The organism is Mesorhizobium sp. M1D.F.Ca.ET.043.01.1.1, from assembly GCF_003952385.1.
Classification (GTDB): Bacteria; Pseudomonadota; Alphaproteobacteria; order Rhizobiales; family Rhizobiaceae; genus Mesorhizobium.
This window is the reverse complement of the sequence record NZ_CP034444.1, coordinates 936720-960400: the sequence shown is the minus strand read 5'-3', so window position 1 is coordinate 960400 and position 23681 is coordinate 936720. Positions and strand designations below refer to the sequence as shown.

Sequence of the window (23681 nt, the reverse complement as noted above, 5' to 3'; positions counted from 1 at the left end):
ATTCTGTTGACTATCCATTAGGAGACGCTGATTCTACCGTGGGGATGTGAAAGCTCTCGGCCGCAGGGACGGGAGCGGAAGCGGCGGCGGGTAGTATGAGCGTTTCGGTGGGTGCCGGCGTTGTCGGCGGCAATAGGGGGCGTGCGGGTAAGTCGGGCGGGGCTGGCGCCGGTGTTGGCCCGAAACGCGCTTATCTGGTGCCGGTGCTGACCTCCCGGCAGCAATTGATCCTCCGGCTTGGCCTCGCCTCCTGGTTCGTCACATTGATCTTCTTCTGGTCCTGGTGGCTGCGGCCGCAACATGTCGAGTATATCGGGCCCTATGCCTTTGCCACCCTCGTGCTGGCCTGGCTGACGCTGATGCCGATGTATTTCCTGCTCAACGTTCATGCCTCGCGCAAATCCTCGAAGCTGCGCACCGTCCCCAAGCGCTCGCGCGTCGCCATGGTGGTCACCAAGGCGCCATCCGAGCCGTTCGCAGTCGTCCAGCGCACGCTGGAGGCGATGCTGGCGCAGGACTATCCGCACGACACCTGGCTGGCCGACGAGGATCCGGCCGAGGAGACAATTCGCTGGTGCGATGCGCATGGCGTGTTGATTTCGACGCGGCGCGGCCGCGAGGACTATCACCGCAAGGCCTGGCCGCGCAGGACCCGCTGCAAGGAAGGCAACCTCGCCTTCTTCTACGATCACTACGGTTACGAACGCTACGATTTCGTCGCGCAGATGGATGCCGATCACGTGCCGTCGCCGAGCTATCTGCGGGAAATCCTCTATCCTTTCGCCGACCCTTCGGTCGGCTATGTTTCGGCGCCCAGCATCTGCGACAACAACGCCGATGAAAGCTGGGCGGCGCGGGGCCGCCTGTTCCCGGAAGGCATGTTCCACGGCCCCCTGCAATCCGGCCATACCGGGGGCGGCGCGCCGCTCTGCATCGGTTCGCATTATGCCGTCAGGACCAAAGCGCTGCGCGAGGCCGGCGGACTTGGCCCTGAACTCGCCGAGGACCATTCCACATCCATGCTGATCAACGCCGCGGGCTGGCGCGGCGTGCACGCCATCGACGCCATCGCCCACGGTGACGGCCCGCAGACCTTCGCCGATCTCGTCACGCAGGAATTCCAGTGGTCGCGGAGCCTGGTGACGATCCTGCTCGAATACACGCCGCAATATTTTCACAAGCTGCCGCTGCGGCTGAAGTTCCAGTTCCTGTTTTGCCAGCTCTGGTACCCGCTGTTCGCGCTGTTTGCGCTGATGATGTACGTCATGCCGATCTACGCGCTGTTCACGGGGCGCAACTTCGCCAACGTCATGTACGCCGACTTCATCTTCTATTACCTGCCCAATTCCGTGGCGCTGGTCGGGTTGGTGATGATGCTCAAGGCCTTCGGCCTGTCCCGGCCCCTGACCGCCAAGACGCTGAGCTGGGAGGGCACGCTGTTCCTGTTTTTCGCCCGCTGGCCCTGGGTGTTGTGGGGGACGCTGTCGGCGATCCGCGACTATGTGACGAAATCCTTCGTCGATTTCCGCGTCACCCCTAAAGGCAGCGGTCCGAAGCAGCTTTTGCCCGCGCGGGCATTCGCGCCCTATGTTGTCCTGGCGATCGGGGCGGCTCTGCCGGTGCTGCTCGTCAAGCACCCCTTCGACGCCACCGGTTTCTACTGGTTCGCCGCATTCAATGCCTTCCTCTACGGCCTGCTCGTCGTGGTCATCATCGCCAAGCACATTTCCGAGAACAGGATATCGCTGCGCGCCAATGCCGCGAAATTCGCGTTGCACGCTTCGCTCGCGCTGCTCGCGCTCGGTGTGCCGGTCGCGGGCTTCTACGATCGCGGACTGGAGGGCGTCTACGGACTGCAGCAGGGTGCCGGCGGCTTCCGCATCGTCAGGATCGCCTACGTGATTTCAGGCGCCGGCATGGGCGACATCGGTGCGCGCAAATTCTACTTCGACCCCGGCTGGGAAACCCCGCGCTGATGCATGTCGCCCAAAGTGCGCGGCAGTTCTGGAAAACGACATCATCAAGACAGGACTAGAAGCGTGTCGCCTGAATCCGTGTCAGGCCGACGCGCTCTAGGCCTTCCACGTCATCGTGCTCGCTTGACCTGACGTCCTGACAGCGACCTGCTGCAGGCGGCAGCCGGAAAGATTCAAATTTTAATAATAATCGATCGAACCCGGAAAGACGGCGCTCATTGTGTCGTTTGCATGAATTTTAATAAGTCTCCTCTAATATTGCTCACATGAAGCAAGTGGCAATAGACCGCTTGCAGGGTGCGGAAAGAAGCAGAGAGAAACTATATCTCCGCGCTCCAGAGAATTATTTCACGACAGGGGACGACAATGAAGAAATTCGTGAATGGCGCGGCGGCGCTCGCCAAGAAACATGCCGGCGTCTTTGTCGCTATTGCGCTGGTCTCGATGGTGTCTGGATGCCAGAGCATGGACGCGGGCAAGACCAGCTCGATCGCCGGCAACAAGCCGGTGGCGAACGCGCTCGCCAAGAAGGTCTATTACGTCAAGGGGAAGCGGCTCTACCGCGTCCATCGCAAGCCGTCGACGCAGACGACCAGCGTGACGCGGGTCAGAGAAGAGGCTTATGCGGCCTTCGTGCGGCCGCAGCGCATCCGCACGCCGGCGCCGGTCAAGGTCTCCTTCAGCCCAGGCAGCGCCGGGCCGCTGCTCGGCCACTCGCCCTGGATTTGCGGGCCGAGCGGCTTTGGCCAGCGCTCCGCCTGCCGCGCGCGCTGAACCGGCACAGGCGTTCACTTGAAATCAAAGACCTAAAGCAGGTCGCGTGAATCTCTTTCACGTGACCTGCTTTAGGCGTTCACGCCATCGACGCCGCTCCCGTGTCGCCGCGATCCAGCAGACGTTGACAGACATGGCTGCCGATGAGGCCGGCGTTTCCCGTCACGAGGGCGGACATGCGCGGCCCCGGACGAGGGCAGCGGCGGAATCATTTCCGGCGCGGGGCTTTCTTGGCTTCCGCCGGCGGGCTCGGCCAGCGCCAGCCATCGCCTTCGCCATGCGCGGGCTGCGGGCGCGCCACATAGGCGAGCGAGACATTCGCCTCGAGATAGACGCGCGACAGCATTTCGGCGAGCACGCCCGACGTCACCATCTGCAGCCCGGCGATGACCAGGAAGAAGCCGGTGAACAGCATCGGGCGCGTTCCGATGTCCTGCCCGAAAAACACCTTCAGGCCGAACAGGTAGGTCAGGACGAGGGAGCCCAGCACGCCGAGCACGATGCCGATGCCGCCGAAGAAATGGCCGGGCCTGGTGCGGTAGCGCATGAAGAAGAACATGAAGACGAGGTCGAGCACCACGCGGAAGGTGCGCGATATGCCGTATTTGGACTGGCCGTGGATGCGGGCGTGATGCGTCACCACCTCCTGGGCGATGCGCCGCGGCGTCGTCACCGTCGCCAGCCAGGCCGGGATGAAGCGGTGCATTTCGCCGTAGAGGCGCACGCTGCGGATGACGCTGCCGCGGAAGATCTTCAGGCTGCAGCCATAGTCCTTCAGCTTGACGCCGGTGACGCGCGCGATCAGCGAGTTGGCGATGCGCGACGGCAGCCGGCGCATCCAGAACCCCTCCTGGCGGTCCTTGCGCCAGCCGGCGACGAGGTCGAGATCCTCCGTCAGCAGGCGATAGACCATCCGCGGTATGTCGAAAGGGTCGTTCTGCAGGTCGCCGTCGAGCGTCGCGATGACATCGCCGCGGGCGGCGTCGAGGCCGGCCTGCATGGCGGCGGTCTGCTTGTAGTTGCGCACCAGTTCCACACCATGCACATGCGCTCCGTACTCGGCCGCGAGCCGGCGGATTTCGCTCGGCGTGGCGTCGGTGCTGCCGTCGTCCACCAGCACGACCTCCCAGGGCTGGCTGTAGTTCTCCATCGCCTGGTGGATGCGCACGACCAGCGGCTCGACATTGTCGGCTTCGTTGTACATCGGAATGACGATGGAAAGCTTGTGCTCGGGCATGACGGCGCCCTCGGGCAGTCCCGAGAGCGGAATGGGAAGCACGTTCATGGCGGTCATTTCCTTGCGGGCCCCGTGGCCGGGTTGTCCGGCAGCGTCGATTTCGAGGGAAACAGCCAGGCGATCGCACCGGTGGCGACGGCCGAGCAGAGGATGAAGAGATGCAGGGCAAGCGCTGCTTGCAGGCCGTCCTTCATGGCGATGCCGGAATAGAGCAGCGCCGCCGCGGCGCCCGCCTCGTAGGTGCCGAAACCGGCGACACCCTGGACGGGCAGGATGGCGGCGGCCTCGGCGCCGACGGCGCCGGGAAAGGCGGTCTGGAAGGAGGTGCCGAGCAGCATGGCGAGCAGCCACCCCTGCACGGCAAGCTTGAGCGTCCAGTTGGCCACCGTCCACCACCAGCCGTAGCGAGAGCGTCCCGTCGCCTCTGTGAAGATGTCGCGCAGCTTGCCGAGCTTCGAAACGATCCTGCCGCGCCCGGCCCAGTCATGCGGCGCGCGCGCCCAGCGCGGCAGGTACCAGGCGACGACAATCAGCGCCGCGATGCCCGCGGCCCTGAGCGCTGGATGGAGGCCGGGCCAGACCAGGCAGGCAAGCACGCCGACGACGAAGGCATCCTGCAGCCTGAACCAGAGGAGCGAGGCGCTGGCGCGCACGATCGAGATGCCGAACACCTGGCGCAACAGGATCGGAAAAGCGGTTTCGCCGCCGCGGAACGGCACCACGTTGATCATGGCGTTGTGGACCAGGATGACGCGCAGGCAGGCACCGAAGCGGCCGTTCACCTCGTCGCGGAACTCGTCGCAGACCCGCAGCGCGCGCAGCACATAGGTGACGAACAGCGCCAGGGTCACCGCCGCGAAGGCGCCCGGCGTGATGCTGGCGAAGGCGTCGCCCACCATCTTCCAGCGCGCGTCGCCGGCAAGCCATGCCAGCAGCGCCAGGGTGACGATTATCGAGAATGCTTTTTTCAACCAGTTCTCCGCCGGCTTCCGTTGCCGCGTCGGCGGCTGCGGCGCAACGTTCATCGGTAACGCGGCCGTCTGCCGACAGCCTGGTCTGCCGTTTGCCGCCGAAAGACCATGGCCCGGCCTCAAAAGCCGCGGCTTCCTCACGGGCGGGTGATCCTATAGACCAGCAGCTTGTCCGAATCCACAAGCTTGGTTGCGGTCTTGTCGAGATAGTCGACCACCCCGTCATGATGTTCGACGAACAGACGGTCCCGTTTGTCGGCGGCGTTCTTGGCGGTGCCGAAATAATCCGCCCCCTGGGTGCGCAGATCCTCGAGCTGGGCGATCGCGGTGGTGTCGTCTTCGGCGAATTTCGACCATTCGACATCGCCGCCGCCGGGCGGAAATACCCAGCCGCGGACCCGGCTGTAATAGATCGCGACGGGGTCGCCGGCTTCCGGCGCGATGGCCACGACAAGCTCGCCGGGCTGGACCAGGCGCGCCAGCTCCTCGCCAAGCAGCTTGCCGTTCATGGCGATCGGCGCCTTCATCGTCTTGAGCAGGGGAACGGTCGACAGCGCCAGGGTCAGCACCGCGATGAAGGCCGAGCGCAGAATGACCGCGGGAGTCAGTGCTGTTCCGGTGCCGAGCGTCGCCAGCACCAGCGCCCCGCGGCCGCAGAACATCGCCAGCGGTACATTGAAGATGTGATAATTCCATGGATTGCTGGTGATCTCGCGCGCGGCGGCGATATAGACGACCGCTGCCGCCGCAAGCCATACATAGGGAATGGCCGAAAGGGCCCGCTCGCTGGTCTCGGCAGGTTTTGGCGGCATCCATAATCCGACGGCGATCAGCGCCATGAACGGATAGCCGTAGAACCACCAGACCGACGTGTTCCAGACGGACTTCAGATAGAAGCTGTTCTTGAAGAACGTTGCGAAGCCGGAATCCCAGATATAGCCGCTGCCTGCCACATGATATGGCGGGTAGGAGCGGCCGAGATAGATCGCCCAGCTGAAATAGGCGGCGATGATGGCGAGGCTTACCAGCCCAGCCGCGAACACCCCGGTCGCGTGCTTTCTTTTCCCGGCAACGATCCAGCAGACCATCAGGTAGAAGATGACCGCGCCGGCGGCGAGTCCGGGTGGCTTTGCGAGCGCCCCCAGCGTGAAAGAGAGGGTGGCCAGCGGCAATAGCCATGCCTTGCCGCCGACCCAGTATTTCGCGAACAGCCACACGCCAAGCGTCACCAGCGCCAGCATCGAGGGGTCGGGCAGGAACGAGCTGTCGATCATCGCCGGGCCGGGCATCAGCGCATAGGCGAGCGCCACAGCATGGGCATGCGCCTCGTCCCAGCAGAGCGCGGTCAACCGGTGCAGCGAGAACACCGTCACCATGCCGAACGCCGCCGCGATCATCCGGCCGAACCAGTCGTGCCAGCCGAAAAGCTGATAGAGCAGGGCGGTGAGATAGCTGACGATCTGGAATTCCCGCCCCTGATAGCTCGGCCCGGGGCCGGTCCAGCTCACTTCGGGAAAGAAGATGTTCCAGCTGCGCTGCTGGAAATTGTCGGCCATCATCGCGGTGCTCGTCTCGCGCCAGCTGAAAGCGTCGACGAGCGGCTGGGTGATATTGTGGAAACGGGCGATTGCAGCCACCAGCAGGATGGCCAGCAAAATCAGCGTATGGACCTCGATGCGCACGCCCACGCCTCGCCGACGAGGCAGCGCCACGCCCGGGACATCAGCCGTTTCCGTGTTGCCGGTCATCCTGAGCCGCTCCCTCCCACCGCAGCTACTGTGGCACGTAATCGCCAATAACTGTGAAAATATCACAAGATTGTAATACCCATGGTTAAATAACGTCTTGCCGCGATGACTTGGGTCTGGACTCTGTTGACATCGCGCCTCGCTGGGCTGTTAATGGCTTCAAGGGCGCTCACCGCGCCGCCATCGGGCAGACAGCGCCCGGGCATCGTGACGGACCGCGGAAAGCCCGAAGAAACATCTTCCACATCATGGTTGCTCGATCCCGTTGGCTTGGGTTCGAGAGGGGGCTATTGACATGCGATCGCGCATCGGAACGACAGTGAAAACCATATCCCGATCGGAGCCGGGCAGGGGGTCCCGCCGGTTCGCCGGCTGCGGCTGGCTCGTGCCCTTCATCGCCGTTTGCGGTCAGCTTGCTTTTTCCGGCGCGGCCGGCACGGCGGCCGCCAAGAGCAGCGCGCCACCGGTCGAAGCCGCCGCCAAGCCCGAAATCGCGCCGACAGCCTTCGAACTGCAGCTTCTCTATGCCGACCGCACCTGGAACTGGACGAACGGTGCGGCCTATTTCGGTCTCGACCGGCGCCTGCAGGCCTGGACGGCCGGCGAGGACAAGCCGGCCGTCGCCGAAGGCCGCTGGCTGCTGACCGACACCGGCAAGATGTGCATGGAGCTTGCCTGGAGATCCAAGACCTACACCACCAAGCCGCAGCGCACCTGCTACAGCCACCGCATAGAGAGCGGCAAGATCGAGCAGCGCAAGGATCCGGACGGCGAGTGGTACGATTTCAAGCACGCCAAGGACGATCCCGCCGACGAGCATCAAAAATTCCAGACCGGCAACACCAAGGGCGCGCAGTTCGACGAAACCCGCAAGCTGGTCGACAGCAAGGGATAGGGGCCGGCACCTGGAGCGGGTCGGCATTGCCGTGGAAAGCCGAACCGCTTCGGTCCGCGCCCGAATAGAAGAGGCTCGCTGAGACAAGCCCTCAACCCAGCTCAGCGAGCCCGCGCCCCGACACAGTACTCACAGGGACGACTGCCAGCCTTGCGGGCTGGCGTTTTTCAGCGGCGTTCGTGCCGCGCGGCGCGCGCTTTGCGCGCGAGACGGCGGCGGAGGCGTTGAAAGCCTTGGGTGTCTGGGCCGGCTGCAGCCCGAAGAAGGGCGCGGCTGTCCTGACGATGGTGTCGATATCGGAAAGTTCCGCCACGAAGCCCAGCTGCTCGCGCGCGAGGCTGGGATCGGCGAACAGTCCGGCCGGGTCGCCCGGCCGGCGCGGTTTGTAGGAGACCGGGACCGGCCGGGCCGTGATGCGGCCGACGGCCTCGAGGATCTCCTTGATCGAGATGCCCCGGCCGGTGCCGAGATTGACCGACAGGCTGGCGCCGCCGGCCTCGAGATGCATCAATGCCATGAGATGCGCGCGGGCGAGGTCGCTGACATGGATGTAGTCGCGCACGCAGGTGCCGTCCGCTGTCCCGTAGTCGGTCCCGAACACCTCGATCGCCTCGATCAGGCCGGACGCCGCCATCAGCACCCTCGGAATGAGGTGGGTTTCGGGCGTATGCCACTCGCCAAGCTCGCCTTCGGGATCGGCGCCGCAGGCGTTGAAGTAGCGAAGGATCGCGTATTTCATGCCGTAGGCCGCGGCGCAGTCCTTGATGATCTCTTCGCCCATCAGCTTGCTGCGGCCATAGGGGCTGATCGGTTTCTGCGAGGAGGCTTCGCTGACCGGCAGCGCCTCGGGCACCCCGTAGGTGGCGCAGCTCGAGGAGAAGATCACCTTGTCGATGCCGTTTGCCCGCGCCGCGTCCAGCACCGCGACGGTGCCGGCGACATTGGTCGAGTAATAGTCCGCCGGCTCGCTGACCGACTCGCCGACATAGGCAAGGGCGGCGAAGTGGACGATCGCCCGTGGCTGGTGGGCGTCGATCGCCCGCTGCAGCGCCTCGCGGTCGCGGATGTCGCCGACGACCAGCGGACCCCAGCCGACGGCCTTCTCGTTGCCGCGGCTCAAATTGTCGTAGACCACCGGCAGGTAGCCCGCCGCCGAGAGCAGCTTTGAGGTGTGGCTGCCGATGAAGCCGGCGCCACCCGTCACCAGAACCGGGTGGCGGGTCGTCATGCCGTTGCCTCCCTGGCGGAAGATGCCTTGACGTCGCGCGGGACGACAGGCCGGCGGCCGCCCAGAAGGGCGTCGAAATAGGACGTGGTATGGGCGAGCCCCTCGCTCAGCGCAACCTTCGGCTCCCAGCCGAGATGCTGCCTGGCAAAGGAGATATCGGGCTTACGCTGCCTGGGGTCGTCCACCGGCAGCGGTCGGTGCACGATGCGCGAGCGTGAATTCGTATAGTCGATGACCGACTCGGCCAATTCCATGATGGTGAACTCGACAGGGTTGCCGAGATTGACCGGGTGCTGGGGGGCCACTCCGGCGTTCATCAGGCGCACGAAGCCCTCAATCAGGTCGTCGACGAAGCAGAAGGAGCGCGTCTGCGAGCCGCTGCCATAGACGGTGATGTCATCGCCGCGCAGCGCCTGGACGATGAAGTTCGACACCACGCGGCCGTCGTCGGGCCGCATGCGCGGACCATAGGTGTTGAAGATTCGCGCGACGCGGACATCGATGCCGTATGTCCGCGAATAGTCGAAGAACAGCGTCTCGGCCGACCGCTTGCCCTCATCGTAGCAGGAGCGCGGGCCGTGCGTGTTGACGTTGCCGAAGTAACCTTCCGGCTGCGGATGCACCAGCGGATCGCCGTAGACCTCCGAAGTCGAGGCCTGGAAGATCTTGGCGTTATGGCGCCTGGCGAGCTCCAGAAGGTTGATCGAGCCGAGCACGCTGGTCTTGAAGGTGTGGATCGGATCCGCCTGATAGTGCGGCGGAGAAGCAGGGCAGGCGAGATTGTAGATCTCGTCGACCGCAAGATCCGTGGGCAGCGCATCGATGATGTCGTGCCTGATGCAGGTGAAGGACCCGTCTCGCGCGATTCCGGCCAGGTTGTAGCCCTTGCCGGTGTGGAAATTGTCGAGCGCGATGACCTCATATCCGTCGGACAAGAGCCTTTCGCAAAGATGCGAGCCTAGAAATCCAGCTCCCCCCGCGACCAGGGCGCGGCCCCGATCGAAATTGCCCCCCCTGCGACGTCCCCCCTGTCGAGCTTCAGAACCTTGACGACCCTACTCATGGTTTCCTCATACGCGCCGCGAACACCATCCCATCGCGGCAAGGCACGTCGCCTGGCCACGTCAGGAAAACACCACGACGATTTCCGCTCGCACGGAATCGCCCTCACCGATGTGTTTTTTTCTGAGTTCGCGGAGCTCTTGCTATACGGCTTGTTTTCGCCGCTTAGCGTCCCTTCGCCCCTAAGTCGCGATCCACGAATATGGCTGCCACCACCGCGGACTGCTCGCCCAAATTGCACACCCAACGCATATAAAAATATACCTGTGGACCGCGTAGTCAACTAAATTAGCGTTTTGTTAACCCCACTTGTTTGTGAGTGGTTAACCAGGAACGCCTCGAATGCGGGTCTCGGCGGTCCAAAGTAACGCTGCGGCGTCGACCGCCCATGCGCTATGGGCCGGCACTCGTAAGGGCGAGGACAACCAGGGCTGGAAGATGAAAAGCGCTGCCGATCTCATGGTATAAGAGAGAAACGCGCTTACAAGAGATCTCGCCGGGGACGCCAAGCTTCCCCGTTTTGTTTCGATGGGCCGCCGAACGCTAGATGTTCTGGGCTGAAAGCGGTACGGGACCTCTCGTGAAGCAATGCGATTGCTGTCCGAAGCCGCTCGGGCTGCAGATATGCGCGGCGTTCCCAAAATAGGGGTTGGCGCTCACGCTGGCGACTGCGGCGGGCGCGGTTCTGGTCTGAGCAACCCGATTTGGCTTCAAGTTGATCAAGGCGGCGCTGCCGCTCTGGGAGGCGCTGAATGCCGACGGCTGCCCAAAGTTGAAGTATTGGCAACCGGAAATTGCTAAAGCTGTGCCAAGAATAAAAAAAGTATTGAGAAATTTACTGGATCTGAGAAATTTGTTGTTGGAGGAAGGTTTGGTTTTCTTCTCGTGAGCCATGAGCATCAAAAATCCTCTGGAGCGTGCGAGACGCTCTGTTTCGAATCACTAGCCGGAACCCCACTCGGCAAACACTATGGCAAACTTGGTTAATTTTAGCGATAGCTGATTGATCGGCTGGAAATTTTTGCTGCCCGGCAAGGGTGCGCCCGAGGAGGCGGGGCGGCACCCGTTGGTTGCCGGTCCGGGCGCCGGCGCTCGCGGACCCGCGAGCCGCGCATGGCCCGCAACCTTGCGGGCCATGGCGTCTCCTTCGGGGACTCTTGCCGCCTCGATCCTATTCTCCGCCCATATCCTTCTTGAACTGCGCGAAGTCGACCTGCATGCCGTTGAAGATGGTGCTCCAGTGGCGGGTCAAGGCGGCCATGGCGACGGCCTCATGGATCTCCTCGTCGGTGGCGCCGGCGCGCTTGGCGTTCTCGGTGTCCGACCAGATGCAATAATTGCAGGGGATCTGCGCCGCGACCGCCAGCGAGATCAGCGACTTCACCTTCGGCGGCAACGCCGTCTTGTCGCTGAGTTCGATGGCCTTGATCTCGGCCCACGCGCCGGGCAGACCGGCTTTCGGGAACTGTTTGACGAAGCCGGGCACGCCGCCCATGGTCGACTGGATGTCCTTGATGGCGGCGTCATAGTCGTCGGCGCTGGCCGGCGCGGCCAAGGTCGCGGTGAGCGCGACCGCGGCGAGCAGCGAGGTGGAACGAAGGCTGGAATGCGCGGCTGAGACGATGCGAGAGACCGACATGCTTTTCTCCTCTGGTTTTTGTTAGCCTTACGGTGTAAGGTGGTGCGGAAGATGAACCTTACAGTGTAAGTTGTCAAGCGACGCCATGGACTCGTCGATCAAAAAAAAGCGAACACGCGGCCGGCTGTCCCGGGAGATGATCGAGGACGCCGCCTTCGAGGTGGTCGAGCGGGAAGGGCTCTCCGGCTTTTCGATGCGCAAGCTCGCCGCTGCGCTCGGCTGCGAGGCGATGAGCATCTACCACCACTTCCCCTCGCAGGCGCATCTCTACGAGGCGCTGGTCGATCGCCAGCTGAGCGGGCTTGTCGTTCCCGACGACAGCCTGCCCTGGCGCGAGCGGGCACGCATCGGCATGCAGGAATTCCGGCGTGTCGCGACCGAGCATCCGGCCTTCGCGCCGTTCCTCGTGGTCTATCGCATGAACTCGCCGCCCTGCCTCGCCAAGCTGAACGCCATCATCGGCCTGTTCGAGGACGGCGGCTTCGGACCCGAGCTCAGCGCCCGTCTGTTCCGCGCCGCCGGCTACTATCTGATGGGCGCGATCCTCGACGAGACCGCCGGCTACGCCAAGGGTCCGTCGGCCGTCACCACGGTCAGCGACGAGGAACTGGCGCGTGACTATCCCAGCGTCGTGGCCGCCGGCGCCTATTTTGGCGCCGCCGGCTTCGACAAGACTTTCGAGCTTGGCCTGGAGATGTTTCTGGACGAGATGGAGCGGATCCGCGAAGCTGCCCAACGCGAAGCCGCAAGGAGCGGCGGCGACCGCGGCCAGACGAAGAAATAACCAGGACTTTCGATGCGCTTCCTATCGGTTCTTGTTCTCATCGCCGGCGCCGCCGTCGGCGTCTTCTACCCTTGGGCGATGAGCAATTTCTCCGGCCACGCGATCGGCACATACCGTGTCTACGATGGTAGCCGCTTTCGGCCGGTCACGGTTCAGCTCGCGGCAAGCGATGCGCCAGTCCGCGTGCTGGTCGACCTCACCGCGCGGGCCGAGCGCGTCGCCTCCCAGCAGCGCACGGTGCTGACGCTGACCGCGGCGAGCGGCGGCCGCACGGCGCTCGCCTCGACGCTCTCCTTCAACCACACCGACAATCCACGCCAGGTGAGCCCGCAACTGCCCGACAAGATCTTTCGCGACGAGGCCGGCGTTATCGGGAAGGTCACTCCCGGTCCTTACGTCTTCACCCTCGGTCAGGGCGATGCCGACGGCATCGACATGCGCGCCGTCGACCTGATCTTGCGCGCCGGTACCACTTCGATCGACGAAAGGGCGCGGCCGGCAGGCTATGCGCTGATGGGCATCGGTCTCGTCGGGCTGGTGCTCTCGCTGGTCTTCGGTCGCGGCTCAGGCGATTCGCAAAACCCCAACTCGCAGCCGCCACCGCCGCGCTGGGGCCGCGGCGGTTCGCAAAGGTGAGGGCGGCATGAACTATCGCCACGCCTATCACGCCGGCAATTTCGCCGACGTCGTCAAGCATGCCGTGCTCAGCCGGCTGGTCGAATATCTCAAGCAGAAGGACAAGGCCTTCCGCGTCGTCGACACCCACGCCGGCATCGGCCGTTACGATCTCGCCTCAGTCGAGGCCGGCAAAACGGGTGAGTGGCAGGGCGGCATCGGCCGGCTGCTCGAGGTCACGCTCGAGCCACAGGCGGCAGCGCTCCTTCAGCCCTATCTCGAAGCGGTGCGCGCCGAAAACCCCGATGGCGGCCTGCGTTGCTATCCGGGCTCGCCGCTGGTGGTGCGCCATCTGCTGCGCAAGCAGGACCGCCTGACGGCGATCGAATTGCATTCGCAGGACGCGGCGCGGCTCAAAGCCGTTTTTGCCGGCGATTTCCAGACCAGGGTGATCGAGCTCGACGGCTGGATGGCGCTCGGCGCGCATCTGCCGCCGAAGGAGAAGCGCGGCCTGGTCCTCGTCGACCCGCCTTTCGAGGAGGAGGGCGAGTTCGCCCGTCTCGTCGAAAACCTTCGACGCGCGCACCGGCGCTGGCCGGGCGGCATCTACGCGCTCTGGTACCCGATCAAGGACCGCAAGGCGGTCGCCGCTTTCCGCGCGGCGCTGAAGGAGACGGGCATTCCAAAACTGCTCGACATCGGGTTCGAGATCCGGCCGGCCTCGAGCGAGCCCAGCCTCGATGGCAGCGGCCTGGTGGTGGTCAATCCGCCCTTCACGCTGGAGGGCGAGTTGCGGCTGATGCTCCCGGCCCTGCACAAGGTGTTGGCCGTCGGCCAGCCGTCACGCTGGACGCTGGACTGGCTGGCGGGGGAGTAAATTCTCCCTTTGTCAGGAGATGGCAGTGCCGTCCAGGTATCCGTTGACACTGCATTGGCAAACCGATATTAGATATCTAATTATACGATTATCGAAATAAACTTCCTGCCGTCGATGCATCCGCGGCAACGGGTGGTTGTCGATTGCGTCAAGGGAGGAGAAGGGCGCCCTGACATTTCTCGCCCCCGCCGTAACGAGGCGGATAGCATCACCGGTCAACGCATAAGCCGCCCGCCCGGCCGGGTCGCCGGCGGCGCCTTAGAAACTTCCCAACCCAAAACCCCAGCCGCAAGGACTTGCCGATGCCCAAGATGATCTTTGTCAATCTACCCGTCACCGACCTGGCCAAATCGATGGCCTTCTACAAATCGATCGGTTTTGAGAACAATCCGCAGTTCACCGACGACACCGCCGCCTGCATGGCGTGGAGCGAGGCTATCAACGTCATGCTGCTCACCCACGACAAGTGGCGCCAGTTCACCACTCGGCCGATCGCACCTCCCGGCGCCAACGAGGTGATGATTGCGCTCTCCTGTGACGGCCGGGCCGAGGTCGACGCCATGAATGATGCGGCCGCGAAGAATGGCGGCACGGCCGATGTCAATCCGGCGCAGGACCTCGGCTTCATGTACAACCGCAATCTCGCCGACCCGGATGGCCACATTTTCGAGACGATGTGGATGGACATGTCGGCGATGTCGCAAGGCTGAGCGGCGCTTCTATGGCGCGCCGCCCGCCAGCGCCGAGGGCGTGACGCCGGTCAGCCGCCGGCTCTCGCGGATCAGATGCGACTGGTCGGCATAGCCGGCCTCGACGGCCAGCACGGCGGTCGAGGCGTCACCTGCCTTCTCGCGCAGGCGCCGGAAGCGGTGGAAGCGCAGGATGCGGTCGAGCGTCTTGGGACCATAGCCGAAGGCGTTCTCGAAGCGCCGGCGCAGCGTCCGCTCGCTCATATGCAAGTGGCGCTGCAGGAAGGGAACCAGCGGCGTTTCCGGCGGCAGCCCTTCATCGACGACGTCGAAGGCTCTGCCCATCAGCGGATCGAGCGTCTCGCGTCCTTCCGTGTGCATGCCGATCGCCTCTTCCAATTGCCGCACCATGGCGATGAGGTCCGGCGCGGATTTGATGCGGTCCGACAACTCGCGGGCGCGTGTGCCCCAAAGCTCGCCGAGATCGAGCCGCCCGCCGACGATCTCGCTGGCCGGCACACCGAGCCAGCCGGCGGCGGCTCCCGGCCGGAAGCGGAAGCCGACGATCACCGCCCCGGCGGGCGGCCTTTCGACCTGTGGCTCCCTGTCCGGCCCGGCGATGCGGAGCCGGCCGTCGATCCACTGCAGGTCGATGGTCGCGTCCGGCGTGATGATGATCGGCGGGGCGGCGTGATCATCGAGACGATGCACCCAGACCACGGAGAAGGCGCCGGCCAGGCCTCGCGTCACGGGACGCTCCCGAAAGAAGCCGGTGGTCTGCGCCAGGACCGGTTCCATCATTTCTCCGATCTGCTCCGCCGGAATCGATGCGACGGTCATTTTGGCCGAAATCTTCAATGCCGGCCGCGTTGTCCGTGGCAAAACGAATGCAGCCTTACGGCGCTTCATGCGCTTCTATCAGACCGCGTCCGTTTCTGAATGTGGTCACGAATATAGAAAGGAGTGAGAGAAATGAAAGCTCGCATCACCGTCATCACGCTTGGCGTCGACGATCTCGAAGCCTCGCTCAAATTCTATCGCGACGGTCTGGACCTGCCGACCGAAGGCATCATCGGGCGCGAATTCGAGCACGGCGCCGTCGCCTTCTTCGAGCTTACGGGCGGCCTGAAATTCGCGATCTTCGAACGCTCGAGCATCGCCCACGACGCCACGGTGCCAGAGAGCGGCCGCAGCCCGACCGAGTTCACCATCGGCCACAATGTGGCGTGCGAGGCCGAGGTCGACGCGGTGATGGCCGAGGCCGTCAAAGCGGGTGCACGCGTGGTCAAGCCGGCGCAAAAGACCTTCTGGGGCGGCTATGCCGGCTACTTCCAGGATCCCGACGATCATCTCTGGGAGGTCGTCTACAACCCCGCTTTCATCCCGAAGGACTGAACGACGAATCCGGGGAAACCGACATGCCCATTGATACCGTTCAGGCGATAGGCGAGCTTCTTATCGGCGGCGTGTTCGTTTTCGCCGGCATCGAGCACTTCCTGAAATTCAAGGCGATGCGCGACTATCTGGCGAGCCGGGAATTCCCGGCTCCCGCTCTTATGCTGGCCGCCGGCTCGGCGCTCGAGATCGGCGCCGGCCTGATGCTGGCGCTCGGCCTGGCCGTGCCTTTCGCCGCCGGCGCGTTGGTTCTGTTCACGCTGGCGACGAACGTCATGTTGCTGCGCTTCTGGGCCTGCGAGGAGCCAGAGCGGCAGGTGCTGCGCAATGCCTTCCTGATCAACGTCGCGGTCATCGGCGGTCTGCTGGTAGCGGGAACCGTCTGACAAGCGGACTGCATCCGCAACGATCATTTGGGAAACCATTGTCTTCGCAACCGCTTGACCGTTGCCAAGCGAATCCGCACAGTGCGCGCAATCGACCTTGAGAGGCTGTCATGACTCGCTTCGCCCACTCCGCCCTTGCCGCGCTGATTTCGCTTTTGACGCCGCTCGGCACGTCGCTTGGCTTCACCCAGGCCGCGCACGCTGCCGATCTGGGCGTCTACACCGAAGATGACGGCAGCGTCTGCGGCGAGGCCTGGGTGCTGGACAAGATCACCGACCGCTTCGCCTATCAGGTCAGGCACGTGCCGCATCTGCCCGATGTCGCGATCACCGACTTCCATCGCATCCACCAGCACCGCTACCTGCCGGCCAGCGACGAATGGCCGATCGGCCGCCGCTATTGCGGCGCCACGGTCAGCCTGTCGGATGGCCGCGACCGCACCATCTGGTACCTGATCGAGGAAGGTCAGGGCTTTGCCTCCATCGGCGACAATGTCGAGTTCTGCGTCTCGGGCTTCGACCGCTGGATGGTCTACAACGGCCGCTGCCGCGTGCTTCGGTAAGTTCGTTGGCTGATAGACCGTCAAGGTAGACGCTCTACGGCACCCCCTCTGTCCTGCCGGACCTCAAGGGGGGAGATTGGCCGCTTCGGCGCCCGGCTCATTCGGCTCATTTCTGCAATGTTGACGATTGGCGAAAGCCGGCGCGACATTCGATCTCCCCCCTTGAGGGGGAGATGCCCGGCAGGGCAGAGGGGGGCGCTGTCCCGCCGACCTATCTTGAATTGGCCTCTCCGCCACCAGCCCGCGCTAGCAGCAGCGCGCGCTCCCTCTCATTGCCGGTAAGTTCCGCTGCGCGTCGGAATTCGGCGTGGGCTTCGGCAATCCGTCCAAGCTTTTCCAGCAGGTCGCCGCGCACAGTGGGCAACAGATGCGAGTCCTTGAGACGCGCCTCGTCTTGCAGCGCATCGGCGATGGCGAGGCCCTGCGCTGGTCCAAACGCCATGCCGACGGCCACCGCGCGGTTGACTTCGACGATGGGCGAGGGCGCTGCGAGCGCTAGCGCCTGGTAGTAGGAGGCGATCGCGATCCAGTCGGTGTCGGCGACGCTTACCGCGCGGGCATGGCAGGCGGTGATCATCGCTTGCAGCAGATAAGGGCCCGGCGTCGGCGTGAGCGCCATCGCCCCATTGAGGCCGTCGAGACCGCGCCGGATCAGCGACCAGTTCCACCGGCTACGGTCCTGGTCGAGCAAAAGGATTGGATTGCCTGCTTTGTCGGTGCGGGCGGCAAAGCGCGAGGCGTTGAATTCCATCAAGGCGACCAGCCCGAGCGCCTCCGGCTCTTCCGGCATCAGCGCCGCCAGCAGGCGGCCGAGGCGCAACGCTTCGCCGCAGAGATCGGCACGCAGCCAGTCGGATCCCGCCGAAGCCACATAGCCTTCGTTGAAGATCAGATAGATTACCTCCAGCACGGTGGCGAGACGTTCGCGCCGCTCTTCCGCGCGCGGTGTCTCGAACGCGATGCCGGCATCGCGCAGCGCCCGCTTGGCGCGCACGATACGCTGGGCGACGGTGGCCTCCGATACCAGGAAGGCGCGAGCGATCTCGGACGTCGTCAGTCCGCCCAGCATCCGCAGGGCAAGCGCCGCGCGCTGCTCGGCCGGCAGCACCGGATGGCAGGTGGTGAAGATCAGCCGCAACAGGTCGTCGCCGATATCCTCGTCGAGCGCCGCCTCGATGTCCGGCATCTTGCGCTCCAGTTCGGCGAGGTCGATCGCAAGCTCGCGGTGCTTGCCGTCGAGCATTACGGTGCGGCGCAGCCGGTCGAGCGCCTGGTTAGTGGCGACCCGCGACAGCCAGGCGGCCGGGTGGCGCGGGATGCCGTTCCGGGGCCAGCGCTCCAGCGCCAGCACAAAGGCATCCTGCACGACCTCCTCGGCCAGCCCGACATCGCGCAGGTAGCGGGTGAGCCTGGCGGCGAGTTTCGGTTGCTCGATCCGCCAGACCGCTTCGATGGTTGCGGCTGTGGTCAAGCCTTCAGCCCGCTGAAGCCTTCGGCCGCCTTCTGTACGTCCTCGGGGAAATCGCTCATCTCCTGGACGCGGCGGACCTCGATCACGTCGTTCTCCCCGGCGGGGCAGCGGCGCGCCCATTCGATGGCCTCCTCGCGTGAGCGAACGTCGATCATCCAGTAGCCGCCGAGCACTTCCTTAACCTCCGCGAAGGGGCCGTCGGTGACGGCCGGCTTGCCGCCCTTGAAGCTGACCCGCGCACCCGTGGACGGTGGATGCAACCCGTCGAGCGCGAGCAGCACGCCGGCCCGCTTCAGCTCCTCATTGTATTTCATCATCTCCTCCACCGCCTTGGCGCTGGGCAATACGTCGGGAGCCGCGGTCGCGTAGCCGCCGGGGATCATCAGCATCATGAAGCGCATGGATATTTTCCTTTCGGTTGGGTTGCTTCGATCCTATGACGAACGAGGCCCGTCGGAATCGACGGCGCGCGAAAAATTAAGTTCGGTCCGCTTGGGCGCGATCTGCCTCGGCTATCAGAGTTGCCTGCGCCGATCGCGGGATCTCGCCGGCGTCACGCCCGCGCGCCCTGACCGGACAGATAGGCGCAGATCAGTTCGGCGAGCTGCTTCTGTATCTCCGGCGCATCGAGCATGTTGCGGCGGGCCGCATTGTGGATGACGCCCTCGACGGCCGAGGAGAGCACGCGCGCCATAGTCTCGGTATCCTTCTTGCGCCGGCGGTATTGCGCGACCGCCGATGCATAGTGCTCGAGGTAGCGGGCCTGGAACGAGGCATGCGCGGCGCGCGAGCCGCGGTCGCCCGGCGCCTCGTCGAGCAGCACCTGATGCAGCGTCGGGTGAATGCTGTGCGCGGCGATCATGCCGCGCACAAGCTCGCGCGCGAATTGCCGGACCGGCTTCTCCTCGGCCGCCGCTTCGCGGATGACCGACAGCACATGGTCGAAGTGGCGGCGCCGGATCGCGTCGACCAGTGCGAGCTTGTCCGGGAAATACTGATAAAGCGAGCCGATGCTCACACCCGCGACCTCGGCCACCTTGTTGGTGCTGAAGCCCGCCCAGCCGATCTCGCTCAGAACGCGAGCACCTGCTTCAATTATCGCCTCGACGGTGGCGACCGAGCGCGCCTGGCGCGGCTCCTTGCGCATGCGCGGGGCTGGCTTTGCAATGCGAGTAGACATCCTGCCGTGTCTCCCGAGAATATAAACAAGATACTCACATTTATTTCCAGCGCAAACGGAGCCGGACGGATGAGTGCCAGGATGTTGCTGAAGGGTCTGCTTGCCTACCAGGCCTGGGCCAATGACGAACTCTTGGAGAAGCTCGCCGGTCTTGACCCGCGCCGCAACGCGAGGGAACGCCATGCCGCGCTGAGGCTGATGAACCATAGCCATGTCGTGTCGCGGATATTTGCGGCGCATCTCACAGGCGTCGCGCATGGCTACCGGAGCGACAACACAGACGAGACGCCGGCGCCGGCCGAGCTTTGCACCGCCATGGCGGAATGCGACCGCTGGTATCTCGACTATGTCGAAACCGTTTCGGAGCAACGGCTTGCGGAGCCGGTCGCCTTCACCTTCACCGACGGCGACAGAGGCTGCATGACGAGGCAGGAGATGCTGTCCCATGTCGTCCTGCACGGCAGTTATCATCGCGGTGAGGTCGGCCGCATGCTTGCCGGTATCGCAGTCTCGCCGCCTTGGGACACCTATGCAGTGCACCTGCATCGGGCCGAGCCGTCGCGTCGCCTGCGCAGTGAGCCGGAGCCGCTCGACGCCTGACGCGGCAATTGCCAGAATGCGAGCAATAAGCTCATCTTTGAGTCGGCAAGCTTTGCCAGGGAGCTGGCTCGCTTCTGTTTCCTCCTGACCTGTAGATCTTTAAAATGGACAAGATGAAACTGTCGCTGCGCCGCTGCTTCTCCATTGTGAGCAGCATGCTCACATTCTGCTGTTCGCGCAGCACCAAGGATGTCTGGATGATCGGGCGATAGAAAGCGTCAGGAATTCTCGGAGACCCAATTTCACTTCGATCGGCAAAGATTCGCTGTCGTTTTTTGCGTCATTACCCTTGTCAGCACGTCTTGTGTAACCAAAATTCAATAACTGAAACTCATTGTGTTGCTTCGCTGGCTAGATAGCCGCGAGTCAGATATGCATGAGCACGCCGGGTCACTCACGACCTTCGGCAAAACGCAAGGGGCATCGCATGGCAAAGACGACAACCAAGGCGCCGGCGGCGAAAGCGCCGGCAAAGAAAGCGGCACCGAAGGCTGCCGCGAAACCCGCAGCAGTGAAGAAGGCAGCGCCGAAGGCAGCCGCCAAGGCTCCGGCGAAGGCCGCGGCGAAGCCCGCCGCCAAGAAGCCGGCCGTCAAGGCAGCAGCCAAGCCCGCCGCAAAGGCAGCGGCGAAGCCTGCCGCCAAGGCAGCGGCGAAGCCTGCCGCCAAGGCAGCAGCGAAGCCTGCCGCCAAGGCAGCAGCGAAGCCTGCCGCCAAGAAGCCGGCAGCGAAGGCTGCGGCCAAGCCCGCCGCCAAGGCGCCGATGAAAGCGGCAGCCGCCAAGTCGACGGCAGCCGTGAAGAAGGCCGCGCCTGCCAAGAAGGCGCCGGCCAAGAAGTAATCGCGTAGCTCCGCTCGCGACACGGAAAGGGTGGGGGCGGACGCCGTCGGCGTCCCTCTCGCCAGTTCGGCGTCACAGCGGGCGAAGCGGATCGGCGAACGCCTTTCCTGAAGCTCCCGGAAATTTGCCGCCCGGCAAACTTCCGGGAGCTTTTTTGTTGCCCGGCTTCCTTTGTTGTCGGAGCATTGGCTACCCGGTTTCACGGTGCTGGCCGTTGCTCTGACGGGAGCATTCGGTCAACAGTGCGCGCAGAAAACTGGGAAACCGATCATGCCGAAGCTGCTCTACGCCTCCTCCTCTCCCTACAGTTCGAAGGTCCGCATGGCCGCCGCCTATGCCGGCATCGCCATCGACCTCGTGCCGGTCAAGACGGAGGACAAGCCGGCGGAATTGATATCGGCCAATCCGCTCGGCAAGATCCCGGTCCTGGTGCTTGAGGACGGCCGCACCATCCATGACAGCCGGGCGATCACCCAGCATCTTAACCGGCTGTCGAAGAACGCGCTGTTCCCGCGCAATTCCGACAAGCGGCTCGAGGCCGAAGTGCTGGAGGCGCTGGCCGACGGCATCTGCGACTGCGCGCTGTCGATGGTCTATGAGCGGCGCACGCGCCCGGACACGATGGTCTATCAGCCCTGGCTCGACCGGCAGTGGACGAAGATCACCGCCGCGCTCGATCTCCTCAACGCCAACCCGCCGAAGCTGCCCAAGAAGATCACCGCCGGCCAGATGGCGTTGCGCGCTACCCTTGGCTATCTCGCCTTGCGCTTTGGCGGCCAGTGGGAGAGGGGCCGCGGCCGGCTTACCCGCTGGGCCGCGCGCTTCGACGAGAAGTTCCCCGAGTTGAAGGGATGCGTGCCGGGGTGAAGGCGCCTCTCCTTCTCCCCTTGTGGGAGAAGGTGGATCGGCGCGATAGCGCCGAGACGGATGAGGGGTGCTGGAGAGAATGAGGCGTGTTAAAAGTGGAAAGGTTTTGATCGCTACCTCGTCAAGGTAGAGATCCGTCCAACACCCCTCATCCGACCGAGCTTCGCTCGGCCACCTTCTCCCACAAGGGGAGAAGGGAGGGGCAAAACGCGGAGGGCTGAGCATGGCGAAGTCGGTCACCAAAATCAGCGCCGTCGACCCCATGGTCGAGCGCCTGCGCGCGCTTCTCGGTCAACGCGCCTTCACCGAACAAAAGATGTTCGGCGGCACCTGCTTCATGCTCAACGGCAACATGCTGATCGGCACCTCGAAGCGCGGGCTCTTGGTGCGTGTCGGCAAGGAGGCGCACGCGGCCGCCGCCGCGCAGCCCCATGCGCGGCCGATGGAAATGGGCGGGCGCTCGATGGAAGGCTATGTCCATGTCGCGCCGGAAGGCACGGCCACCAATGCCGACCTCGCCGGCTGGCTCGACCGCGCGCTGGCCTTCGTCGAAACACTGCCGCCGAAAGACAAGTCCGCCGAGGTCGCAAAGAAGCGCGTGTAAGGGGATCGCGCATTCTATGCAGTCTATCTTGTGCCGCATCGGCCGATGTCGGACCGGCTCGGCAACGGGAGGGAGCCATGGCAGTTCTAGCGGGGCATTGCATGTGCGGTGCGGTCACCTGGACATATTCCGGGGAGATCACACGCAATCTGGTCTGCTACTGTGCCGATTGCCAGCGCGCCACCTCTTCTCCCTTCACCGCATTCCTGGGCATGAAGCCACAGCAACTGAACTGGGCCGGCGGCATCCGGCACTATGAAAGCAGTCCGAACACCTTTCGCGGTTTCTGCCCGTCCTGCGGCACGAGGCTCTATTTCCGCTCCGACAGATGGCCTCACGAGATTCACGTTCACGCCGCCACCATGACCAACCCCGAGGACTACCGGCCCGATGCGCAGGTCCTCATCCGCTCGCGGATGGAATGGCTGGACCGGCTGCCGTCGATTCCCGCCCATGACGGTTTCCAGCAACAGCCGTCGGTTCACCCGCCTGTCGAGACATGTTGAGCTCCAGAAGCACCGTCCACAGCCAACAAAAAAAGCCGGGCGCGAGGCCCGGCTTTTTTCGTGTCGTGGCTTGGACGACTTAGAACTTCATACCGACGCCGAAAGTGACGCGGTTGTCCTTCGACTTGACGTTGCCGAGGGCGCCGAAATCCTTGTCGCCGTAGTCGGTGTAGCGGTACTCGACGCGGCCGAACACGTTGTCCGTGATCTTGATGTCGGTGCCGACGCCGGCGGTCCAGCCCAGCATCGCCTTGCTCTCGTCGGTCGAGGTGACGCTGTCCGTGATCTTCTGGTTCTTGGCGGCGAGACCGCCGGTGCCATAGAGCAGGATTTCCGGGGTCACCGAATAGCCGAGACGGGCACGCAGCGAGCCCTCGAGGCCGCCCTTGGCATTGATGCCGGCGCTGTCGCCCTTGACGCCATTGTAGCCGAGATCGGCTTCAGCACCGTAGACGAAGTTCTCCTGCTGCCACTGGTAGCCGCCGAAGACGCCGCCGATGAAGCCCTTGGTCTTCACGTTGACGCCGGCGTCGCGGGCATCGGCATGGCCGCTGAAGCCGTAGCCGAGGCTGATACCGGCATAGGGGCCGGCCCACGAGGCGACGGGGAGTTCGGCGACCGGCGCGGGGGCCGGCGGCTCTTCCGAGACCACGTCTGCGGCATAGGCGGTACCGCCGAGGGCGAAGAGCCCGAGCGCAACCGCCAGCGGCCGCGCAAACTTGAGATTGGCTTGCATTGTTGTTTACTCCTTAAGCCACAAGACACGAGGCTTTTTA

General features: G+C 64.2%; 28 protein-coding genes. 15 read left to right on the top strand and 13 right to left on the bottom strand.

Translation table 11 applies throughout. From position 1 onward, the window contains the following. The first annotated feature begins 95 nt into the window (after positions 1–95). Positions 96–1976: a cellulose synthase catalytic subunit gene (locus EJ067_RS05040; RefSeq protein WP_126084949.1), complete on the top strand. Its 1881-nt coding sequence runs from the start codon at positions 96–98 to the stop codon at positions 1974–1976. 366 nt (positions 1977–2342) lie between these two features. Then, a complete protein-coding gene (locus EJ067_RS05035) occupies positions 2343–2750 on the top strand; it encodes a hypothetical protein (RefSeq protein WP_126084948.1) in 408 nt (135 codons plus the stop codon). 79 nt (positions 2751–2829) lie between these two features. Here the strand turns inward: EJ067_RS05035 and EJ067_RS05030 are convergent, their stop codons facing one another. The 4 genes from EJ067_RS05030 to EJ067_RS05015 form a co-directional block, all read right to left on the bottom strand. Then, entirely contained in the window at positions 2830–2928 is a 99-nt protein-coding gene (locus EJ067_RS05030; RefSeq protein WP_245468178.1) for an NAD-dependent epimerase/dehydratase family protein, read from the bottom strand. 30 nt (positions 2929–2958) lie between these two features. Next, complete coding sequence (locus EJ067_RS05025) at positions 2959–4035, bottom strand: glycosyltransferase family 2 protein (RefSeq protein ID WP_126084947.1); 1077 nt, start codon at positions 4033–4035, stop codon at positions 2959–2961. 5 nt (positions 4036–4040) lie between these two features. After that, on the bottom strand, positions 4041–4958 hold the full coding sequence (locus EJ067_RS05020) for a lysylphosphatidylglycerol synthase domain-containing protein (RefSeq protein WP_126084946.1): 918 nt from the start codon (positions 4956–4958) through the stop codon (positions 4041–4043). Between the two features lie 137 nt (positions 4959–5095). After that, complete coding sequence (locus EJ067_RS05015) at positions 5096–6706, bottom strand: glycosyltransferase family 39 protein (protein ID WP_126084945.1); 1611 nt, start codon at positions 6704–6706, stop codon at positions 5096–5098. Between the two features lie 319 nt (positions 6707–7025). Between EJ067_RS05015 and EJ067_RS05010 the strand changes: the two genes are divergently transcribed. Beyond that, positions 7026–7601, top strand: a complete 576-nt coding sequence (locus EJ067_RS05010; protein WP_245468177.1) for a DUF995 domain-containing protein — start codon at positions 7026–7028, stop codon at positions 7599–7601. Between the two features lie 91 nt (positions 7602–7692). Here the strand turns inward: EJ067_RS05010 and galE are convergent, their stop codons facing one another. The 4 genes from galE to EJ067_RS04990 all read right to left on the bottom strand — a co-directional run bounded on the left by galE (position 7693) and on the right by EJ067_RS04990 (position 11530). Then, a complete protein-coding gene (galE, locus tag EJ067_RS05005) occupies positions 7693–8829 on the bottom strand; it encodes a UDP-glucose 4-epimerase GalE (RefSeq protein ID WP_126084943.1) in 1137 nt (378 codons plus the stop codon). Further along, positions 8826–9815, bottom strand: coding sequence for a UDP-glucuronic acid decarboxylase family protein (locus tag EJ067_RS05000; protein ID WP_189510704.1), 990 nt, complete (start codon positions 9813–9815; stop codon positions 8826–8828). Before EJ067_RS05000 ends, galE begins: the two co-directional genes overlap by 4 nt. Before the next feature lie 619 nt (positions 9816–10434). Next, complete coding sequence (locus EJ067_RS04995) at positions 10435–10785, bottom strand: hypothetical protein (RefSeq protein ID WP_126084942.1); 351 nt, start codon at positions 10783–10785, stop codon at positions 10435–10437. A 277-nt stretch (positions 10786–11062) separates the two neighbouring features. Then, entirely contained in the window at positions 11063–11530 is a 468-nt protein-coding gene (locus EJ067_RS04990; protein WP_126084941.1) for a carboxymuconolactone decarboxylase family protein, read from the bottom strand. A gap of 136 nt (positions 11531–11666) precedes the next feature. On the opposite strand from EJ067_RS04990, the gene EJ067_RS04985 reads away from it, so the two are divergent. The 4 genes from EJ067_RS04985 to EJ067_RS04970 all read left to right on the top strand — a co-directional run bounded on the left by EJ067_RS04985 (position 11667) and on the right by EJ067_RS04970 (position 14516). Further along, positions 11667–12314, top strand: a complete 648-nt coding sequence (locus EJ067_RS04985) for a TetR/AcrR family transcriptional regulator C-terminal domain-containing protein (protein ID WP_245468176.1) — start codon at positions 11667–11669, stop codon at positions 12312–12314. A gap of 12 nt (positions 12315–12326) precedes the next feature. Continuing rightward, positions 12327–12950, top strand: coding sequence for a hypothetical protein (locus EJ067_RS04980; protein ID WP_126084939.1), 624 nt, complete (start codon positions 12327–12329; stop codon positions 12948–12950). Between the two features lie 7 nt (positions 12951–12957). Continuing rightward, positions 12958–13806, top strand: a complete 849-nt coding sequence (locus EJ067_RS04975; protein ID WP_126084938.1) for a 23S rRNA (adenine(2030)-N(6))-methyltransferase RlmJ — start codon at positions 12958–12960, stop codon at positions 13804–13806. Between the two features lie 302 nt (positions 13807–14108). Beyond that, positions 14109–14516, top strand: coding sequence for a VOC family protein (locus EJ067_RS04970; RefSeq protein ID WP_126084937.1), 408 nt, complete (start codon positions 14109–14111; stop codon positions 14514–14516). A 9-nt stretch (positions 14517–14525) separates the two neighbouring features. On the opposite strand, the gene EJ067_RS04965 is transcribed toward EJ067_RS04970, so the two are convergent. Then, on the bottom strand, positions 14526–15335 hold the full coding sequence (locus EJ067_RS04965; protein ID WP_245468175.1) for a helix-turn-helix domain-containing protein: 810 nt from the start codon (positions 15333–15335) through the stop codon (positions 14526–14528). Between the two features lie 132 nt (positions 15336–15467). Here EJ067_RS04965 and EJ067_RS04960 point away from each other — a divergent pair, with 132 nt between their 5' ends. The 3 genes from EJ067_RS04960 (at position 15468) to EJ067_RS04950 (ending at position 16839) form a co-directional block, all read left to right on the top strand. Further along, on the top strand, positions 15468–15890 hold the full coding sequence (locus EJ067_RS04960) for a VOC family protein (protein WP_126084936.1): 423 nt from the start codon (positions 15468–15470) through the stop codon (positions 15888–15890). A gap of 23 nt (positions 15891–15913) precedes the next feature. Then, complete coding sequence (locus EJ067_RS04955) at positions 15914–16276, top strand: DoxX family protein (RefSeq protein WP_126084935.1); 363 nt, start codon at positions 15914–15916, stop codon at positions 16274–16276. Between the two features lie 110 nt (positions 16277–16386). Then, positions 16387–16839, top strand: a complete 453-nt coding sequence (locus EJ067_RS04950) for a hypothetical protein (protein ID WP_126084934.1) — start codon at positions 16387–16389, stop codon at positions 16837–16839. 211 nt (positions 16840–17050) lie between these two features. Here EJ067_RS04950 and EJ067_RS04945 read toward each other — a convergent pair whose 3' ends face one another. The 3 genes from EJ067_RS04945 to EJ067_RS04935 form a co-directional block, all read right to left on the bottom strand. Next, entirely contained in the window at positions 17051–18310 is a 1260-nt protein-coding gene (locus EJ067_RS04945) for an RNA polymerase sigma factor (RefSeq protein WP_126084933.1), read from the bottom strand. Further along, positions 18307–18711: a YciI family protein gene (locus EJ067_RS04940; RefSeq protein WP_126084932.1), complete on the bottom strand. Its 405-nt coding sequence runs from the start codon at positions 18709–18711 to the stop codon at positions 18307–18309. Before EJ067_RS04940 ends, EJ067_RS04945 begins: the two co-directional genes overlap by 4 nt. A gap of 152 nt (positions 18712–18863) precedes the next feature. Then, positions 18864–19457 (bottom strand): TetR/AcrR family transcriptional regulator, encoded by a 594-nt coding sequence (locus EJ067_RS04935; RefSeq protein ID WP_126089499.1) that lies wholly within the window; start codon positions 19455–19457, stop codon positions 18864–18866. Positions 19458–19559: 102 nt separating this feature from the next. On the opposite strand from EJ067_RS04935, the gene EJ067_RS04930 reads away from it, so the two are divergent. The 5 genes from EJ067_RS04930 to EJ067_RS04910 all read left to right on the top strand — a co-directional run bounded on the left by EJ067_RS04930 (position 19560) and on the right by EJ067_RS04910 (position 22905). Further along, positions 19560–20090 carry a DinB family protein gene (locus EJ067_RS04930; protein ID WP_126084931.1) on the top strand — a complete coding sequence of 177 codons (531 nt, stop codon included), beginning with the start codon at positions 19560–19562 and terminating at the stop codon, positions 20088–20090. Positions 20091–20517: 427 nt separating this feature from the next. Then, a complete protein-coding gene (locus EJ067_RS04925; protein ID WP_126084930.1) occupies positions 20518–20928 on the top strand; it encodes a histone in 411 nt (136 codons plus the stop codon). A gap of 270 nt (positions 20929–21198) precedes the next feature. Continuing rightward, positions 21199–21795: a glutathione S-transferase gene (locus tag EJ067_RS04920; protein WP_126084929.1), complete on the top strand. Its 597-nt coding sequence runs from the start codon at positions 21199–21201 to the stop codon at positions 21793–21795. A 223-nt stretch (positions 21796–22018) separates the two neighbouring features. Further along, positions 22019–22399, top strand: a complete 381-nt coding sequence (locus tag EJ067_RS04915; RefSeq protein WP_126084928.1) for a TfoX/Sxy family protein — start codon at positions 22019–22021, stop codon at positions 22397–22399. Between the two features lie 101 nt (positions 22400–22500). Beyond that, positions 22501–22905, top strand: coding sequence for a GFA family protein (locus tag EJ067_RS04910; protein ID WP_245468174.1), 405 nt, complete (start codon positions 22501–22503; stop codon positions 22903–22905). 79 nt (positions 22906–22984) lie between these two features. On the opposite strand, the gene EJ067_RS04905 is transcribed toward EJ067_RS04910, so the two are convergent. Then, entirely contained in the window at positions 22985–23641 is a 657-nt protein-coding gene (locus EJ067_RS04905) for an outer membrane protein (RefSeq protein WP_126084926.1), read from the bottom strand. Positions 23642–23681 lie beyond the last annotated feature (40 nt).